The organism is Gryllotalpicola daejeonensis (assembly GCF_039538145.1).
In the GTDB taxonomy this organism is placed as follows: Bacteria; Actinomycetota; Actinomycetes; order Actinomycetales; family Microbacteriaceae; genus Gryllotalpicola; species Gryllotalpicola daejeonensis.
Map to the genome: position 1 here is coordinate 2,151,210 of NZ_BAABBV010000001.1, position 18,322 is coordinate 2,169,531.

16 protein-coding genes are annotated in these 18,322 nt (G+C 69.7%); 6 read left to right on the top strand and 10 right to left on the bottom strand.

The window, feature by feature from the left end:
• Nucleotides 1-17: 17 nt before the first annotated feature.
• Nucleotides 18-1,148 carry a response regulator transcription factor gene (locus tag ABD736_RS10470; protein WP_344791708.1) on the bottom strand — a complete coding sequence of 377 codons (1,131 nt, stop codon included), beginning with the start codon at nt 1,146-1,148 and terminating at the stop codon, nt 18-20.
• Between the two features lie 187 nt (nt 1,149-1,335).
• Between ABD736_RS10470 and ABD736_RS10475 the strand changes: the two genes are divergently transcribed.
• Entirely contained in the window at nt 1,336-2,712 is a 1,377-nt protein-coding gene (locus tag ABD736_RS10475) for an FAD-binding oxidoreductase (protein ID WP_344791709.1), read from the top strand.
• Between the two features lie 57 nt (nt 2,713-2,769).
• Nucleotides 2,770-3,357 carry a TetR/AcrR family transcriptional regulator gene (locus ABD736_RS10480; RefSeq protein WP_344791710.1) on the top strand — a complete coding sequence of 196 codons (588 nt, stop codon included), beginning with the start codon at nt 2,770-2,772 and terminating at the stop codon, nt 3,355-3,357.
• Between the two features lie 34 nt (nt 3,358-3,391).
• Here the strand turns inward: ABD736_RS10480 and ABD736_RS10485 are convergent, their stop codons facing one another.
• The 7 genes from ABD736_RS10485 to ABD736_RS10515 form a co-directional block, all read right to left on the bottom strand.
• A complete protein-coding gene (locus ABD736_RS10485; protein WP_344791711.1) occupies nt 3,392-5,044 on the bottom strand; it encodes a glycoside hydrolase family 66 protein in 1,653 nt (550 codons plus the stop codon).
• The gene (locus ABD736_RS10490) at nt 5,035-6,141 is read right to left on the bottom strand and encodes a glycoside hydrolase family 15 protein (RefSeq protein ID WP_344791712.1); all 1,107 of its coding nucleotides are present in this window, start codon (nt 6,139-6,141) and stop codon (nt 5,035-5,037) included. Before ABD736_RS10490 ends, ABD736_RS10485 begins: the two co-directional genes overlap by 10 nt.
• Nucleotides 6,138-6,980, bottom strand: a complete 843-nt coding sequence (locus ABD736_RS10495) for a carbohydrate ABC transporter permease (RefSeq protein ID WP_344791713.1) — start codon at nt 6,978-6,980, stop codon at nt 6,138-6,140. Before ABD736_RS10495 ends, ABD736_RS10490 begins: the two co-directional genes overlap by 4 nt.
• On the bottom strand, nt 6,980-7,933 hold the full coding sequence (locus ABD736_RS10500; RefSeq protein ID WP_344791714.1) for a carbohydrate ABC transporter permease: 954 nt from the start codon (nt 7,931-7,933) through the stop codon (nt 6,980-6,982). Before ABD736_RS10500 ends, ABD736_RS10495 begins: the two co-directional genes overlap by 1 nt.
• Nucleotides 7,934-7,952: 19 nt before the next feature.
• Complete coding sequence (locus tag ABD736_RS10505) at nt 7,953-9,251, bottom strand: extracellular solute-binding protein (protein ID WP_344791715.1); 1,299 nt, start codon at nt 9,249-9,251, stop codon at nt 7,953-7,955.
• Between the two features lie 62 nt (nt 9,252-9,313).
• Nucleotides 9,314-10,516 (bottom strand): ROK family protein, encoded by a 1,203-nt coding sequence (locus ABD736_RS10510; RefSeq protein WP_344791716.1) that lies wholly within the window; start codon nt 10,514-10,516, stop codon nt 9,314-9,316.
• 143 nt (nt 10,517-10,659) lie between these two features.
• Complete coding sequence (locus ABD736_RS10515; RefSeq protein WP_344791717.1) at nt 10,660-11,409, bottom strand: SDR family NAD(P)-dependent oxidoreductase; 750 nt, start codon at nt 11,407-11,409, stop codon at nt 10,660-10,662.
• A gap of 98 nt (nt 11,410-11,507) precedes the next feature.
• On the opposite strand from ABD736_RS10515, the gene ABD736_RS10520 reads away from it, so the two are divergent.
• Complete coding sequence (locus tag ABD736_RS10520; RefSeq protein ID WP_344791718.1) at nt 11,508-11,951, top strand: MarR family winged helix-turn-helix transcriptional regulator; 444 nt, start codon at nt 11,508-11,510, stop codon at nt 11,949-11,951.
• Nucleotides 11,948-13,390: an MFS transporter gene (locus ABD736_RS10525; RefSeq protein WP_344791719.1), complete on the top strand. Its 1,443-nt coding sequence runs from the start codon at nt 11,948-11,950 to the stop codon at nt 13,388-13,390. Before ABD736_RS10520 ends, ABD736_RS10525 begins: the two co-directional genes overlap by 4 nt.
• On the opposite strand, the gene ABD736_RS10530 is transcribed toward ABD736_RS10525, so the two are convergent.
• Nucleotides 13,355-14,398 (bottom strand): YeiH family protein, encoded by a 1,044-nt coding sequence (locus ABD736_RS10530; RefSeq protein WP_344791720.1) that lies wholly within the window; start codon nt 14,396-14,398, stop codon nt 13,355-13,357. The genes ABD736_RS10525 and ABD736_RS10530 overlap by 36 nt on opposite strands.
• Before the next feature lie 77 nt (nt 14,399-14,475).
• Here ABD736_RS10530 and ABD736_RS10535 point away from each other — a divergent pair, with 77 nt between their 5' ends.
• On the top strand, nt 14,476-15,987 hold the full coding sequence (locus ABD736_RS10535; protein ID WP_344791721.1) for a DNA-3-methyladenine glycosylase 2 family protein: 1,512 nt from the start codon (nt 14,476-14,478) through the stop codon (nt 15,985-15,987).
• A gap of 58 nt (nt 15,988-16,045) precedes the next feature.
• Complete coding sequence (locus ABD736_RS10540) at nt 16,046-17,791, top strand: cutinase family protein (RefSeq protein WP_344791722.1); 1,746 nt, start codon at nt 16,046-16,048, stop codon at nt 17,789-17,791.
• On the opposite strand, the gene ABD736_RS10545 is transcribed toward ABD736_RS10540, so the two are convergent.
• Nucleotides 17,778-18,317: a DinB family protein gene (locus ABD736_RS10545; RefSeq protein ID WP_344791723.1), complete on the bottom strand. Its 540-nt coding sequence runs from the start codon at nt 18,315-18,317 to the stop codon at nt 17,778-17,780. The two genes, ABD736_RS10540 and ABD736_RS10545, sit on opposite strands and share 14 nt — an antisense overlap.
• Between the last annotated feature and the right edge of the window lie 5 nt (nt 18,318-18,322).

Genomic DNA, 18,322 nt, shown 5'->3' on the forward strand with positions numbered 1-18,322 from the left:
GGCGGCGCGCCGCGCGCTCAGTACCGCGCGAACGCCCCGTCCGCGCCCAGTTGCGAGCCGATCCGCGGCTCGTACTGGTCGAAGTAGACCCGGGCGATCAGCTCGCGCCTGCTGCGCACATCGGCCTTGTCGAAGACCGACTTGAGGTGGTCCTGCACGGTGTAGGGCGACACGTGCAGGGCATGTGCGATCTGCCTGGTGTCCGCGCCCTGCAGCACGAGCTGCGTCACGTCGCGCTCGCGCGGGGTCAGATCGAAGGCCGAGACGACGATCGTCACGATCTCGGGCGGCCTGGCCTCTTCGATGGTGACCACGACGTCGCCGGCGCGCTCTGCCGTGCCTGTCAGCGCCGACGCGTGCAGCAGCAGCCACAGCCCGTCGGCCGAGCGCACCCTGATGCGCGCCTGCGGGACGTTCTCGCCGCGCAGTCGCCGGCGCGCCGTCGCCACGAGCCCGGCGAGCATCGCCATCGGATCGGCAGAGTGGTCGGCCGAGCGCAGCAGCTCGAGCCGCGCAGCCGCGCCTGCGCTGAACTGCACGATCTCGTCGTCGCGGTCGACGATGACGACCGCCGGACCCGCGTCCGTCATCGCGCTGGCCCCCGCCACCTGCACCAGAATCCCGTTGCGGATGCCGCGGGCGAAGGACGACGCCAGCTCGGCGACGAACTCGCCATCGGACGCAGTGAAGGCCGGGTCGCCGGCGCCCCGGAACAGCGACATCGAACCCCAGAACGTCTCGCCTGCGCGGAAGAGGACGCGCACCTCGTCGGTGAATCCGTAGGCCGGCACCATCAGTCGCGACATCCGCACCGAGCGCTCGAGCTCGCCGCCGGTCTCGAGGTGCATCGACACGGCGGTGCGGCCGTCGTCGAACATCCGGCGGAAGGTGGTGGTCTCGTCGGACTCGTACTCGATCTGCCCGAACAGCCCGTCGTTCTCGTTGCTGCCCGCCAGCATCCCGTACTTGCGCGCGCTGGTCAGCAGCCGGGTCGCCGGGTCGTGGGTGCCGATGCAGGCGCCGACGTGCGGCAGCGCGCGGCCGAGCGACTCGACCGCCTCAGAGAGGAAGGTCTCGAGTTCAAGACCCGCCCGGGCGAGGACCTCGAGGTCGCCGCGGGCGCGCTCGGCGACCAGAGAGTGTTGCATCCATTTAGTGTGCGCTGAAAACTGAGAATTGCACACCCCAGGTTTCTGGGGGTTCCGATTGCCCGCTGGCGCGGGATGGTGCGCGGATGCCTCGCCTTCGCACTCTGGAGCACGGCGCCGTTCTGCGCCATCACTCCCACCACCCCCGCGTCGCCGCTGGCTGCGACGCCGAAAGCAAGGAACCCCCATGTCTGACGACCTCGCACTGCGCCCCGCCGTGCTCGATCGCACGCTCTGCGGCGGCCGCATCTGGCTGCCTGAGGACCCCGGCTATGACGAGCACCGCCTCGGCTGGGCACTCGCCGCCGATCTGGCGCCCGCCGCCATCGCCTTCCCGCACTCGGTCGACGAGGTGATCGCCGTCGTGCGCGCCGCCGTGGCCGCGGGCTACCGGGTCGCCCCGCAGAGCACCGGGCACGGCGCCGGCCCGCTGGCCGACCAGGACCTCTCGAACACCGTGATCGTGCGCCTCTCGGAGTTCACCGGAGTCAAGATCGACGCAGAGGCCGGTACGGCCCGCGTCGTCGGGGGCACCCTCTGGGAAGATGTCATCGCCGCCGCGGCGGAGTTCGGCTTCACCGCTCTGCACGGCAGCGCGGGCGACGTCGCCGTCGCGGGCTTCGCGCTGAACGGGGGGCTGTCGTTCTACGGCCGCGAGTTCGGGCTGTCGGTGAACCGCGTGCGGGCTGTCGAGCTCGTCACCGCCGCCGGCGAGCTCGTGCGGGCGTCCGCCGACGAGAACGCCTCGCTGTTCTGGGCGGTGCGCGGCGCCGCCGGGAACTTCGGCGTCGTCACCGCCGTCGAGCTCGACCTGCTGCCGTTCAGCGACGTCTTCGCCGGCATTCTCCTGTGGGACCGCCGACGTGCCGCAGAGGTCGCACGCGTCTGGCGCGACTGGGCGGCCGATGCCCCCGAGCAGGTCACCACCTCGCTGCGGGTCTTCTCGTTCCCGCCGCTGCCCGAGCTGCCGCCCTTCCTCGCGGGCCGAGACGTCATCGCCATCGACGGCGCGGTGCACGCCGACGACGCTGAGGCCGAGCGCATCCTCGCCCCGCTGCGTGCGCTCGAGCCCGAGCTCGACACCTTCGCGCGCATTCCGAGCACCGGGCTCGTCGCCGTGCACATGGACCCGCCGGAGCCCACCGGCTCTGTCAGTGACCACCGCGTGCTCGGTGAGCTGCCCGACGAGGCCATCGAGACGCTGCTCGCTCAGATCTGGCCGGAACTGCCCAGCGGTCTGCTCTGCGCCGAACTGCGTCAGCTCGGCGGAGCACTCTCTCGCCGCCCGCACGACGCGGGTGCGATCGGCTCGATCGAGGGGGCCTTCGCCCTCTTCACCCTCACGATGGCGCCGGTTTCCGCAGCGGTGGAGCCCGGGCTCGCCGCCGTGCGCCGCGCAGCCGAGGCGTTCGAGCCCTGGGCCGCGCCCGCGCGACTGCCCACCTTCAGCGAGAACCGCACCGACGGCGGCAGGCTCTTCGGCGGCGCTCGCGAACGCCTCGCCTACGAGACGGTTCGCATGGACCCGAACCGCGTCTTCCAGGCGCACCACCCGGTCCGCTGACCGCGTTCGGGGGCGGGCGGCCACGGCCCCGCCCGCCCCAGGCCGGATAATCGAGACATGACCGAGGCTCGGCCAGGGCGGGGCCGTCCGCTCGCCTTCGACCGCGACGCGGTGGCTGCGACCGCGATCGCGCTCTTCGGCGAGCGCGGCTACGACGCCGTCAGCATGGACGACATCGCCCAGGCCGCCGCAGTCAGCCGCCGCAACCTGTTCCGCCACTTCGCCTCGAAGGCCGAGCTCATCTGGGACGGCTTCGCGCCCGTGATGCGCGCCCGCAGCGAAGCGCTTCAGGGCGCGGCATCCCTGTCGCCCTTCGCCGCGCTCGAGCGCGCGACGCTCGCCGGCGCCGACGCGCTGCCCGACCTCGCGGCCGCGCGCACGCGCCTGCGCATCATCGCGACGCACCCCGAGCTGATCGCATTCGGCTCGGGGCGCATGCACACGGGCTCACTCGCGCTTGTCGAGTACCTGATCGGGCGCGGCCTGGCGCCGCTCAGCGCGCGTGTGCTCGCCGACGGCTTCACGGTCGCGGTTTTCGACGCCTACCTCTTCTGGGCGACCGAGACGACGGATGCCTCGCCGCGGCCCACCCTCGAGAGGGCGCTCGCCCTGCTCGCCCGACTCGACGACGTCACCGGTCATTGAGGAGCAACTGGAGCCTGCGCGCGTCTCGAGACGCTCAGTCCGTGAACGGCACGAAAACGAAGCCCCAGGTGGCGAGCGGCGGAAGGGGGAACTCGAGCGTCGTCTGTGAGGCAGACAGCGCGTCGTGCGCCTCATCGTCTGCACCGACCGCTCCGGCGAGCGCGAGAGGGTCGGCGCCCGGCTCGATCCACACCGGTGCTTCGCGGCCCGTCACCGGTGCGAGCGTCAATGTCGCGCCGTCGAGCGCGGTTGCCGGGCTTTTTCCCGCGTCCCAAGCGCACTCGCTCTGGCCGAGCAGGTTGATCAAGTGGATCACGAGGCCTCGCGAAGTGCGCACCACCCTCGTCCAGACCGTTCCCGGCTCGGCCTTCGTCGAGAACCGCACCCCTTCAGCATCGAGCACTACGTCGTTGTTGATCCCGCCGGTCATGAATTCGCTGACGTCCTGCTGGGCGGGGTCGAACAGCAGGTCGCCCCAGCGAACGGCGGCGTCGTACCACCGCGCGAACAGCCCGTGGCTCGTGAGCGGCAGGGTGTGGTTCTTCGGATAGTACGGGTCGGTCAGGGCGTGGCCTGCCTCGCCGAGCAGCAGATGGCTCGCTCCGTGGCTGAACGCGGTCGCCATCACAAGTTCCGCGGCGGCGTCAGCGCGCTCCGCAGACTCGGTCGCGTAGCAGGACAGATAGGCGGACAGGATCGGGGGATGCTCGGGCCGCAGCGCGCGCGTGCGGGTGGCGAGCAATCCCAGGTCGCCGAGCGTGTCGTGCGGCGGCCAGACCTCGATGTAGCTTGCGTCCTGCGGTGTGCCTGCGGTCTGCACCGTGCCGAAGTCATTCACGTTGTTGAAGATGAGGCCGGCGTCAGGCACGGCAGCGCGGACCGCCTCGATCATCGTGGCGTACGACCGGTCGAGGTCCACGATGACGCCGTCACCGCGCAGAGCCCGCTTCGGCCAGCCGTATTGGTCGAGGTGGAAGCCGCGCAAAGCGGTTCCCGCGAGCGCCCGAGCGAGCATCGCACCGTAGTGCTCGAGCCAACGCGGCGCAGCAGGGTCGAGGAGCGTGAGGAACTCCTCCCCGAGCCGGTATGGAACGCCGTCCGCGCGCAGCAGGAGCTCACCCTTCCAGGCATCCGTCTCTGAATTGCCCACTGCATACACGGCCGAGTAGCCGAGTGGCAGCACGCCTGCTTCGTCGAACGCCGCAGCCAGCCCGTTGACGACCTCGAGATCACGAGGCTGGCCGAGCGGGTCGAGGTACTCGCGCTCCGGCGGCAACAACTCGGAGTGTCGGTAGCCCCAGTCATAGAACTGCGCGAGGTTCAGGTGCATGCGCCGGAAGAACGCGACGACCGACGCAGCATCGGTCTCTGCATCGAGCTTCGCGGTGAACCCATAGCGCGGCCGCTCGAATGGGCTGTCGAGCACATCGAAGGCGGTGCGAGCGACGATCGTGTTGTCTTCGACGAGCGCCACTCCGTAGCCGCCGAGCTCGTGCACGGACACCTCGATGCGCGTCGTTCCGGAATCCACCTCGACACGCGCGACCTCCTCGAGCAGGTGCGTCACGACGAGCGTGCGCTGCGTGCTTTGACCGGATGCCTCGCCGGCAAGCTCGATCTCGATGCGCTGCCCCGGCCGGTAGCTCGCTGCCGAGGGGATCAGAGTGATGTCGTCGTTCAGCTCCACGAAGTCGCCTTCCCGTTCAGCAGCAGTAGCTGCTTGGCGTGCGACCACAGCAGCGGGTCGGCGACCGCGCCCCACCGCTGCTCCCATTTCGCTACGAACTCGGGCAGCTGTGGCTCGCTCACGACCTGCTCGGGAAGCGTTCCCGCCTCTGAGACGGCGCCCTCGACCCAGTCGACGGCCCGTCGATAGCCGGTCTCGTCGCCGTTCAAGCGGTCATGCCAGCCGAGCCACGCGGTGAGCAGGACCCACGGGCTGCCGCCGTAGTAGTCGTCACCGAGATAGCGGCGGATGCCGCCGCTCGGCGACGCAAGCTCGCTGCGAATGCGCTCGATCGTCGCCGTCATCACGGGGTCGCCCGCATCGAACAGTGCGAACGGAGTGGCAAGGGAGATCAGGCTGCCGTCGACGCGGGCATCCTCTGGTCCCTTCACGAATACGCCGTCGGCCACGCACTTCCGCGCGATGAACGCGATGATCTCGGCCGCGCTCTCTTCGAACGACGCGTCGCCCAGCATGCGTGCTGCCGCGCGCAGCCCCGCGGCGAGCGCCGCGAGCGTCGACGTGTGCTGACGCTCGCCGAACTCTTCCCAGTAGTCGAAGCACGGCAGGCTCCAGGCGGCTTGCGCGTAACGCGCCGCCAGCCGGGCGCCCTCGGCGAGGTCGGGTGACAGCTCGGCGCCGAAGGTCGTGTGCAGCGCGAACAGCCACGTCCCGTAGCCGTCGAGCTGGAAATTCGGCCAGCCGTTCTCGTCGTCGCCCTCTTCCGTGCCGTCGAGGCGGTAGCGCGTCGGCAGCATGTCGGCGCGCTCGACGGGGACTCCGCCGGCGAGCGCCGCGATGATCTGCTCGATGCGCTCTGCACGCGCAGTGATCACACCGGCGACCCAGGCGTGGAACCGGCGCGCGGAATCGGCCTCGCCGATCGCGTCCAGCGCGAGCGCGCAGTACGAGCCGTCGCGCAGCCAGCCGTAGCCGTACTGCGAGAAGTTCGGGCAGGCGATGTATGCACCCGACTCGGCCTGGCCGGCGAGCAACACCGCGCGACTGGTGTCGCTGAGCGGGATCTCGGGGGTCGTGATGGTCTGGGTTTGGCTCAACTCTTGACTGCTCCTGCTGCGAGGCCGGCGACGAAGTGCCGCTGGAAGACGATGTAGACGATGAGGACGGGGATGATCGCGATCATGGATGCCGCGAACACGAGCCCCCAGCTGGTGGAGTGCTGTCCCTGGAAGAGCGCGATGGCGATCGGGAGCGTGCGCACCTCGGTGTCGTTCAGCGTGGTGAGCGCCCAGGCGTACTCATCCCAGGTGCCGAGGAATGCGAAGATCGCGCAGGTCGCGAGGGCCGGCCGCGCGAGCGGGAGCACCAGGTTCCAGTAGCGGCGCCAGGCTCCGGCTCCGTCGACCAGCATCGCCTCGTCGAGCTCCTGCGGGATCGTCTCGAAAAAGCCCGTGAGCAGGAAGGTGTTGAAGCCGAGCGCGGTACCCACATAGAACGGCACCAGGCCCTGCAGCGAGTTCAGGAGGTGCAAATCGCGTGCGAGAAGGAACTGGGGGATGATCAGCATCATCGTGGGGATCGTCAGCCCGACGACGATCGCGACGAAAAAGAACCTCTTGCCGGGGAAGTCGAAGCGCGAGAAGGCGTACGCCATCATCGACGACACGAACACGATCAGCACCGTGCTGACGACCGCGACCAGCGCCGAGTTCACGAAATAGCGGCCGAAATGGTTCGCGGTGAGCGCGGTGACGTAGTTCGAGAGCGTCGGGTCGCTCGGAATCAGCTGCAGCGGATCGTCGAGGATCAGCGAACGCGTCTTGAACGACGTCGACAGCATGTAGAGGAACGGGTAGATCATCACCGCGCCGATGACCGTCAGCAGGACATATCGGATCGCATGGTCGGTGATGCGCCGCCAGCGGGGGACGACCATCATGACTCCTTGTTGCGGCTGCGGTTCCAGGCGTACTGCGCAGCTGAGAGGACGAGGACGAGCACCGTCAGCGTGAATGAGATCGCGCTGCCGTAGCCGAACTTGTAATACGAGAACGCCTGGTCGTACATATAGGTCAGCGGCACCTGCGTGGAATCCGACGGCCCACCCTGCGTCATCAGCAACACAGAGATGAAGACCTGGAAACCGCCGATGATCAGCAGCACGATGACGACCATGGTCGCCGGGCGGATCGCTGGCAGCGATACGTGTCGGAAGCGTCCCCACGCACCCGCACCGTCGAGCGCCGCAGCCTCGTGCAGTTCGCGCGGCACTCCCGTCAACGCTGCGAGGAAAATCAGCATCGACCAGCCGATGCCCTTCCAAACCCCGAGTGCCGAGATCGCGGCCATGCCGGTCCAGCGCGACTGCAGCCAGGCCACATTGTGGGGCGCGAGATGCAGGATGTGCACGACGACGGCGTTCGCGAGGCCGTCGCCCGAGGCGAAAATGTACTGGAAGAGCAGGGACACGACGACCCAGCTCGTGACCACCGGCAGATAGAACACGACCCGGAAGAACACTCGGCCGGGAAGCTTGCTGTCGAGCAGCACGGCGAGCCCGAGTCCGATCACGATCTGCAGCGGCACCGTCACCACGGTGTAGACCGCGGAGTTGACGAGCGACCGCAGGAACACCGGGTCACCGAATGCCTGGACGTAGTTAGCGAGCCCGATCCACGGGCTCGGCTGCCCTGGCACGATGTTCCAGTCGCGCAAGCTGAGCAGAAATGTCTGCACCGCGGGGTAGAGCACGATTAGCGCATAGAGCGCGAATCCGGGCAGGACGAACGCATACGCGGCGACCGCCACGCGGCGCCGGCGCCCGGCGGAGGTCGTCCGCCGGGCGCCGGTTCGCGTCGCGACCGGGCGCTCAGATGTCGTCGTGGTCACGAGCCTGAGAAACCTTTCCCTACCCGGCGTACTTGGCCAGCAGCGGGTCGGACTTCTGCGCAGCCTCGGTGAGCGCCTGCTTGACGGTCTTGTCGCCCTTCATCGCCGAGCGGATCTCGTCCTGCAGAATCGTGTCGATCTGGCTCCATGCCGGGGTCACCGGGCGCGGCTTCGCGGTCTTGAGCTGAGTCGCGAACGGCGCGTAGTACGCGTTGATCGAAGTCAGCTGGCTGTCGAGATCGGACAGAACAGGCATCTGGCCGACCTTTGCCATCGCGAGCTGTGCGTCGGGCGACAGCAGGTAGCGCATGAACTCCGCCGCGGCATCCTTGTTCTTCGACGACTTCGTCAACACGACATCTTCGCCGCCGACAACGCTGATGCTGCCCGCGCTCCCCGACGGGACCTGGGCCGCCTGCAGCTTGAAATTCGGGTACTGCGACTGGAAGATCGGGTACATCCACGGGCCGTCGAGGATCGTGGCGTAGTTGCCCTTCGCGAGGCCGTCGCTCGTGCTGAGGCCGCCGGTGCCGCCCATGACGATGTTCGGCAGGTAGCCCTTCTTGTACAGATCGACGAAGTACTGCACGGCCTTCACGGTCGCGTCGCTGTCCATGTAGCCGCTCGCCTTCGTGTAGTCGGGGTTGGTGATGTCACCACCCTGGCTCCAGATGAACGGAAGGACGTTCCAGCCGCCCGCGCCGTTGTCAGCGAACGCATACGACCCGGCAGCCTTCAGCTTCGGGCCATCGGCCACGAGCTCGTCCAGAGTCTTCGGTGCCGAGCTGATGCCGGCCTTGTCGAGCGTCTGCTGGTTATAGAGCTCCACGCGGGTGTTCGTGTCGAGCGGTAGGCCGTAGTAGTGGCCCTTCCACTTGTTGGTCGCGAGGCTGCCGGGGTAGGTCCCCTGCGACAGCTTCGTGAAGTCGGGCATGTCGGTGTCGAGTTGCTCGAGCACGCCGAGGTTGGCGAGCTCGGGCACCCAGGCGATGTCCGCACGCACCAGGTCGGGAAGCTGGTCGCCGGCGACCGCTGTGACGAGCTTCTGGTGAAGGTCGTCGTAGGGCACCGCGACGTCCTTCACCGTCACGCCGGGGTGCAGCTTCTCGAAGCCCGGAATGATGGTCTTCTCGAGCGTTGACACCTCGGGCGAGTCCGCGCTGTACGCGTGCCAGAAGGTGACGGTTCCCGAGAGCTTCTTGGCCCCGGCGGAGGCGAGCGGCGCGTCCTTCACGCTGCCTGCCCCCGACGAGCACGCGGTGAGCGCCAGGGCGCCCATCGCCAGGATCGCCGCGGCGACCATGGTCTTCTTCTTCACTGTGATTGCCTTTCTCGAACTGCGTTGTTCGGCATGCGGTGCGCATGCATGTGGGTGATGAGTCAGTTGACGGATGCTTCGCGCAGACGCGCTCGGACGAGTTCGCCCTCTGCGCCCGCGATTCCCTCTGCATCGAAAGGAGTCGCCAGGACGAGCGCAGCCGCCCCCTGCGCCCAGCTCTCGTCCTGCCACGTCTCGACCGCGACACCGATGCCACGACGGGCGGGGATCAATGCAGACCGCAGCGCCGGCTCGAACCCGGCGGCCCAGTGCGGCCATGCCGCTGTGCCCTCGCCCATGACGATCACGAGCTCAGGGTCGACGGTGTGCACGACGCCGGCCAGCGCCCGCCCCAGGCGGTGGCCCGCCTCGGCGAACACGGCGAACGCGCCGGCGTCGCCGCCGTCGGCCGCGTCGCGCAGAGCCGCGATGCCGTCGCCCGCGTCGATCACGCCGCGCTCCCGCGCCGTCCGCACGAGCGCCCCCTCGCTGATCAGCGCCTCGAGGCACCCGTGGTTGCCGCACGAGCACAGCGGCCCGTCTTCGACGGCCGGGATATGGCCGATCTCGCCCGCCCCGCCGGAGGCGCCGCGCAACACAGTGCCCCCGAGCACGATGCCGCAACCGACCCCGGTTCCGATCGTCACGACCACGAAGTCCTCGTGGGCGCGGCCCACCCCATAGAGGCGCTCCGCCATCGACAGCGCGTTCACGTTGTTCTCGATCAGCACCGGGTGGCCGAGCGCCCGCCGCAGAGTTGCACCGAGAGGCATCTGCGCCCACCCGAGCTGCACAGAGTCGACGACACCGCTTGCCTGGCTGTCGACGCTGCCGGGTACGCCGACCCCGACCCCGAGCAGTCGCTGCGAGCCGCACCCGGCAATGAACTCTGCGAGGATCTCGGTCAGGTCGGCGAGCGCCGTGGTGGCCGATGCGTCGAACTCGCGCGCCGCGGAGCGCAGTACGCCCCCGTCGATGCCGACTTCGACGAAGGCGGCGTGATCCGCCGCGACCTTGACACCCACCGCACTGCCCGCCGTCGCGGCGACGCCGAGCATGCGCGCCGGCCGGCCGCCCTGCGACGGCGCCTGCTCGAGTTCGACCACCAGCCCGTCGGCGAGCAGCTCGCGGGTGAGCTGCGTCATGTGCGCGGGCGAGACGCCGAGAGCGCGGGCCAGATCCGCACGGGATGCCGGGCCATGGGCGCCGAGCTGGGCGAGCACCGCAGAGCGGTTGACGTCGGCGTGTGGCGAGCGATTCGACATTGAATGGCCTTCTGTGGGGCGCGTTCGGACTTAGTTCGGCACTAAATAAAGCACGGAAGAAAGTGCGTGTCAACATGAGCAGCACACAAGGAAGGGCCGGTGGATGACGCATCCACCGGCCCTCGGCCGTCGGGTCTTGCGCTTTAGATCGCCGACCACCCCGTGTCGTTCGCGAGAACGGCGCCGTTGACGTTCGCGGAATCCTCCGACAGCAGCCACGCGATCGATGACGCGAGCTGCTCAGGCTGCGCCATGCCGGGGACCACGGCCTGCATGAACGGCCCGAGCACCTCGCCGGCCAGCTGCGACTTGAACTCCGCCTGGATGTTCGTCTGCACCGCACCTGGGGCGACCGTGTTCACGCGGATGCCCTTCTTGCCATACATCACGGCCGAGTTCTTGGTGAGCCCGATCACGGCGTGCTTCGACGCCGTGTAGGCCGCGCCCGCCGCCGAGCCGCGCAGACCCGCCTCGCTCGAGACGTTCACGATCGAGCCGGCGCCGACCTCAAGCATCCCCGGAATCACCGCAGCCATCAGCTTCGCCGTCGCCGTCAGGTTCACAGCCAGCACGAAGTCCCACTGCTTCCAGTCGATCTCGTGCGCGGGCTGGAACGAGTCCATGACGCCGGCCACGTTGGCGAGGCCCCAGACCTGCCCGCCCGCCGCGTCGACGATGCGCGCAATGTCCTCGTCCTTCGTGATGTCGCCGGCGACGGTCACGATGTCGAGCGACGGATTCTCGGCCTTCAGCTCTTCGAGCCGCGGTGCGACGACGTCTGCGGCAACGACCTTGCCACCCTCTGAGGCGATGCGCACCGCCGTTGCCTTCCCGATGCCCGACCCCGCTCCCGTAACGATGACGGTCTTGCCGGCGAAACGATCTGCAGCCACTCTGCTCCCTCTTCCTGTTCGGTTCCCTTTGATTCTGGCACCTGGTGCCACAACGGGGAACAGCAGGCAAACTTGCAAGGCTGCCTTACCATTGAGAAGTGACCAGCCCCGCAGACCCCGCAGTACTCGCCGACAGCATCGGCGACATGCTCGCCGCCGTGCGTCGCGCGATGCGCAGCGGCCGCCAGATCGGCGACCTCGCCCCGCGGCACGAGGCGGCGCTCGCGTGGCTGCGTCGCAAGCGCCAGCTGACCACGGCCGAGCTCGCCCGCTACGAGCAGATCACGCCGCAGTCGATGGGCGCAGTGGTCGCCGAGCTCGTCGAGCGCGGCTGGGTGACCAAGGCGAAGGACCCCGAGGACGGCAGGCGCGAGCTGCTCAGCCTGACGGATGCCGGCGCGGCCGCGGTGAACCGCACCGACGGCGCCCGGCACGCCGACCTCATCGAGCTGCTCGCCACCCGCCTCACCGCCGCCGATCGCGAGCTCGTCGCCCGAGCGCTCGCGGTGCTCATGAAGATCGAAGACGAGGACCAGAAGTGACCGCAGCCCAGCCCGCCCCGAGCGGCAGCACGCCCACCGCAGAAGGCACCGGCCGCTTCACCTGGCGCTTCGTCACGCCCGTGCTGGTCGGGCCCGTCCTCAACCCGATCAACACGAGCATGATCGCCGTTGCGCTCGTGCCGATCAGCCATGACCTGCACGTCGCCACCTCCGTGGTCGTCTGGCTGGTCGCCGGCCTCTATCTCGCCAGCGCCATCGCGCAGCCCACCATGGGCAAGCTGGCTGACGTCTTCGGGCCGAAGCGCGTGTACCTCGTCGGCCTGGTCGTCGTTCTGGTCGCCGGCATCCTGCCCAACATCTGGCACGATTTCAGCGCCGTGCTGATCGCGCGCATCCTGATCGGCATCGGCACCTCGGCCGCCTATCCGTCCTCCATGGCGCTCATCCGCGACCAGAGCACGCGCCTCGATCGGAAGACTCCGCCCGCCCTGCTGTCGGGCATCTCGATCGCCTCGCAGACGACGGCCGCCGTCGGCCCCGTCCTCGGCGGCGTCCTCATCGAGTTCTTCGGGTGGCAGTCGATCTTCCTCGTCAACATCCCGCTCGCGGCGATCGCGCTCGTCACGGCGATCATGTGGGTGCCTGCCGACAAGACGCGCCCCGCCCGCACCGGCCCGAAGCCCACCCTGCGCGACATCGACCCCGTCGGGATCGTGCTCTTCGCCGGTGCGCTCGCCTCGCTGCTCGTGTTCCTGCTCGACCTGAAGCTCTCGCTGCTGTGGCTCGTCGGCCTGAGCGCCGTGCTCGTGGCGATTCTCTTGTGGTGGTCGCTGCGCAGCAGGCATCCGTTCATCGATATCCGCATGCTGCGCCGCAACGGCGCGCTCAGCCGCACCTACCTGCGCATGCTGCTGATCTACTTCGGCGCGTACACGATGATGTACGGCTTCAGTCAGTGGGTGCAGGGCTCGGCCGGCTACTCGGCCGACCAGGCGGGCTTCATCCAGCTGCCGACCGCCGTGCTCGCCGCCCTCACGTCGATCATGATCGCCAAGAACCGCCGCCTGCGCTTGCCGCTCGTGCTCTCCGGCGCGATCCCGTTCGTCGGCGGCATCGTGCTCGTCTTCCTCACGGGCGCGAGCCCGCTGTGGATCCTGCTGCTCGTGGCCGCGATCTTCGGCGTGCCGCAGGGCTTGGCATCCGTCAGCAACCAGCAGGCGCTCTATCGGCAGGCGCCCGGCGACCAGCTCGGCACCGCCTCGGGCCTCTCCCGCACCGCGGTGTATCTCGGGTCGATCCTGTCGTCGGCGGCGATCGGCCTCGCGTTCCCGCACGCGCCCACCGACTCCGGCCTGCACGGGCTCGGCATCGCCGTCGCGATCGTGGTCGGGCTCGCCGCGCTGCTCGCGCTCGTCGACCCGGCGCTACGTGACGGCGCGAAGTCAGAGCGTGTGGGTGACGGCCTGAAGGCCGAGTGACGACAACGCGACGAGCACCCACAGGCTCGCGCCCAGCACGAGCGGGCGCAACCCGGCCTGCCTGAGCACACCGACGCGCGTGCCGAGGCCGATGCCCGCGAGGGCGACGGTGATCATGAAGCTGCCGAGCTGGCTGAGATACGGATGCCACGACTGCGGGAACACGCCGAGGGAATCGACCGCCACGGCGACGAGGAACCAGATCAGGAACATCGGAACGACCTTGTTCCACGCGACCCGACCCGGCTCGGTCTTCGCGGCCGCGCCGGCGGCGTCTTCTGCCGAGGCGACACCGGCCGAGGCATCCGCTCGCACCGCCTGGCGCCGCTTGTAGAGCGCGAGCGCGACCGTGATCGGGATGATCATGAGCGTGCGCGTGAGCTTCACGACGATGCCGTATGCACCGGCCGCTGCGCTGAAGCTGAACGACGCGGCCACGACCGATGACGTGTCGTTGATCGCCGTTCCGGCCCACAGCCCGAACGAGTGGTCGCTCATGCCGAGCGCCCGCCCGATGAACGGGAACGTCACGACGGCGATGACGTTGAAGGTGAAGATCGTGCCGATCGCGTAGGCGACATCGGCCGACTTCGCTTTGATGACCGACTGCGTCGCGGCGATCGCGGAAGCCCCGCAGATGCCGGTTCCCACCCCGATCAGCGTGCGCACGTCGCCGTCGAGCCCGAGCGCGCGGCCGATCAGCCAGGCGCCGAGCAGGGCAATGGCGAGCGTGCCGAGCATGACGGGCAGCGAATGCCACCCGGTCTGCAGCACCTGCACGATCGAGAGCCCGGTGCCGAAGACGACGACGGATGCCTGCAGCACGTACTTCCCCGCCCAGGCGGCCCCCGCGTCCGTCGGCGCGCCGGGTTTCAGGAAGGCGGCGATGATCGCGCCGATCACGATGCCGAACACGGGGGCGCCCACGACGGGAACCAGCGCGCCCAGGCCCGTGGCCACCAACGCGATCGCGACGCAGAGGGCGAGACCGGCCAGTCGCTTCTTCATCTCGGCCAGGTTACTTCGGCGACCCCGAGGTCCGATTTCCGCCACCCTTCGCCCGGCCGTGAGCGCAGGATGGAGGGGTGAGCATCTCCGCTGCGGCCGACCTCGACCCAGAGGTCGCCTACCGCGCGGCTTCCGGCCGCGACCCCCGCTTCGACGGGCGCTTCTTCCTCGGGGTGACGACCACCGGAATCTACTGCCGGCCGTCGTGCCCCGCGCGCAAGCCGCTGCGGCGCAACTCGGTGTTCTTCCCGACCGCCGCGGCCGCCGTCGCCGCGGGATTCCGCGCGTGCAAGCGGTGCCGCCCCGACTCGCTGCCCGGCTCGCGCCACTGGGATGCCAGCGGGGACCTCGCCGCGCGGGCCGTGCGAGCCATCCGCGACGGCGCCATCGACGAGCTCGGCGTCGCGGGGCTCGCGCGTCGGCTGTCGGTGAGCGAGAGGCACCTCCACCGCATCCTCGTGGCCGAAGTCGGGGCATCTCCGGTGCAGCTCAATCGCACTCGCCGCGCCCAGACCGCGCGCACGCTCATCGAGCAGACGACACTGCCGCTCGCCGATGTCGCGTTCGCGGCCGGCTTCGGCAGCGTGCGCCAGTTCAACGAGGTGATGCTGGGGGAGTACGGCGCGCCGCCGTCCGCTTTGCGGCGACCGGCCACCGCCGGCACCGGCGCAACCGACACCGGCGAGGCGGCGGCGCCCGGCAGCCCGGCCTCGGACGCGGCGCCGACCATCGTGCTGCGCCTGCGACACCGGCGCCCCTATGACGCGGCCGCCATGCGCGCCTTCCAGCGGGCACATGCCGTCAGCGGCATGGACGCGATCGCGGACGACGGCGCATTCACGACGAGCGTGCCCGCGCCGCACGGGACTGCGCTCGCGACGGTGGATTGGGGCTCGGCGAGCGACGAGCACCTCACTGTGCGCATCCAGCCCGCGGAGATCACGGACCTGACCGCGATCGTCGCGAAGCTGCGGCGCTGGCTCGACCTCGACGCCGACCCGCAGCTGATCCTCGACGCGCTCGGGCCCGATCCGGTCGTCGGCCCACTGATCACGGCGCGCCCGGGGCTGCGCGTGCCCGGCTCTCTGGACGGCCCGACCACGGCGATGCTCACCGTCATCGGCCAGGCGGTGTCGCTCAAGGCCGCCGCGGTCTTCGCGGCACGGCTCGTCGGGGCGTTCGGCGCACCCGTCGGCGACAGCGCCCTGCGAGCTTTCCCCGCGCCGCAGGTGGTGGCGGATGCCGGCGCAGACGCGCTGCGCGAGATCGGCCTCACCGGCTCGCGGGCCGCCGCGCTGCACCGCCTCGCCGAGGCGCTGGAGGGCGGACTCGAGCTGAGCCCCGCCGCCGATCGCGCCGAGGCGCGGCGCGCGCTGCTCGCGCTTCCCGGCATCGGGCCGTGGACCGCCGATTACATCGCCCTGCGTGCCCTGGGCGACCCCGACGCGTTCGCCCCCGGCGACTTGGTGCTCAGGAAGGCCCTCGGCGCCAAGACCGAGCGCGAGGCATCCGCGATCGCCGCCGCGTGGTCGCCGTGGCGCGGCTACGCCGCGATGCACCTGTGGACGGCCTCCGCATATCTTCCGTAGCGCCCCAAAGCGGGTGGGAGACCAGTGATCATGCAGGCATCGAACGTATCGTTTTCCGGTGACCCGAGCACGTCGACGGATGCCTGGGGCCGCGGCAGCCGCCCTGGTGGCGCTCGCCCTCGCGGTCTCAGCGGCGACCCCTGCGCAGGCGGCGCAGGGCGCGCCGGCCGCGCCGGGATCGGCTCCGACGTCAACGCCGGCGCCGACGGGCGCTGCGGCCGGCGCCGTCGCGGGCACGTGCCCCGACTACGAGTTCATCGGCGCCCGCGGCTCGGGCGAGGACAACAGCATCCCTTCCAAGAAGCGCTACACGTCGGCGAATCCGTCGTGGGGCATGGGCGGCGAGCTCGCTGACCTCTACCGGCGCATCAATCAGACCGCCGCGGCGAACTACACCACGATCACGCCGTACGGCGTGCCGTACCCCGCTGTCGGCATCGACGTCGTGACGGGCGACGCGCTCGTGAGCGGCGACCTCAGCGTGTACTCGAAGTCGGTCGAGCTGGGCGCCCACGCCGCCGCCGCCGAGCTCGACCGCGTCAGCCGCGACTGCCCGCGCACCGGGGTCATCATGGCCGGCTACTCGCAAGGGGCGCAGGCCATCGTCGAGGCCGTGCTGTCGGCGACACCGAATGCGCGTCGCGCGCTGCTTGCGGCGGTCTTCCTCGGCAACACGTATTTCAACTCGCGCGACACGAACGACGACTACGGCAGCTTCGCACCGGGCCTCGACGGCTACCTCGTCGGCAACAGCCACGGCGTGACCGATGCGACGCAGGCCGCGGCCAGCACGACGAGCGGGGACGCCGACTGGGCCTCCAAGTTCGGCCAGGCGGCCATCTTCGACTACTGCCACGACGGCGACCCGATCTGCGGCCTCGTCGACGAGCGCACAGTGGACGGCACCAGCTACCCCGTGCGCGACTTCGCGCACATCGTCTCGGCAACCGCGAGCCCCTCCGGCGACCCGAACATCCTCTCGCAGCACGGCACGTATCAGCGCGGCGATACGGCCAACGCGGCCCAGCAGCTGCGCAACGTGCTCGGTCTACCTCTGCAGCCCGCGCCGAAAGCCACCGCAAAGATCACGGGCCCGCAGACGGCCGCGGTCGGTGACGAGACGCGCTTCAACGCGGGTGGCAGCCTGAGCGATCCCGCCGATCCGATCGAACGCTACAGCTGGACGATCGACGCGGGCACCCCCACCGCGCACCGGTTGTCGACGGAAACCCCCATCCTGTCCACGGTCTTCGCCACGCCCGGCTCGCACACCATCGCGCTGCGCACGACCACGATGACCGGCGCCCATGCCAGCGCGGCCGCGGAAGTGACAGTGACCGCCGCGCCGACGGCGGCACCTGAGGCGCCCACCAAAGTGACGGCGTTCGGCGGCGACCGGGCGGTCTCGCTGAGCTGGCCGGCCGTCGCCGGTGCCGAGTTCTACGCCGTGCGGGACGACAGCGGGAAGCTGCTCGCCGCCTTCACCCCGCTCGTGCCGGGCCAGCAGACGGTCTCATGGACCGACACCGGCCTGACCAACGGCCACTCGCGCTCCTACCGCGTATATGCCGTGAACAGCATGGGCCGCAGCACCGGGTCGGCGACCGTCACGGCGAAGCCGCAGGCGGCCGCCGACCGAACCGCCTTCACGACGATCGCACTCCCCAGCCCCAAGGCCACACCGGTCGACGCCGAGCTCGCGTGGTCGCTCGGGCTGGGGCTCATCGTGGTGGTCCTCGCCCTGTCGCTCATCAGAACGCGGCCCAGCACGCCGCGCCGTCGGGTGCGGCTCAGGCGACGCTGACCGCGCGCTCCCGCGTGACATCCCAGCGGTGGTGCACGACATCGTGCACGAAATACTTCGCCAGCGTCTCAACGGTGAAGCGCGACCCGTCGGTCCGCCTGCCCGTGCGGCCGAGGTCGGCATCGGGGACCAGCTCGAACGCCTCGGCGATCGCATTCCCGGCCGCCGCGAGCTCGGCCGTCACCCGCGCCGGGTCCTGCGCGCGGTAGTTCTGCAGCTCTGCGGTCTCGTCCTGGTCCCAGTTGAGGAGCTCGGGGTCGACCAGCACGAGCATCAGGTTCAGGCGCGCAAGCATGATGCGGAAGACGTCGCGGGTGTGGGCTCCGTACTCGAGCGGCGACCACGTCGCGTCGTCCGGCCGCGCCTCGATGCCGTCGCCGGCGAGCACCTGCCGCCAGACGTCGATCGCCTCGCGTGTGAGACGCGGAACGTCGCGATAGTCGATGGCGTCCGGGTCGAAACCGCACTCGGGGCAGGCACGCTCGAGCACCCAGGTCCAGTTCTTCGTGTCAGGAACGATCGGCATGTGCC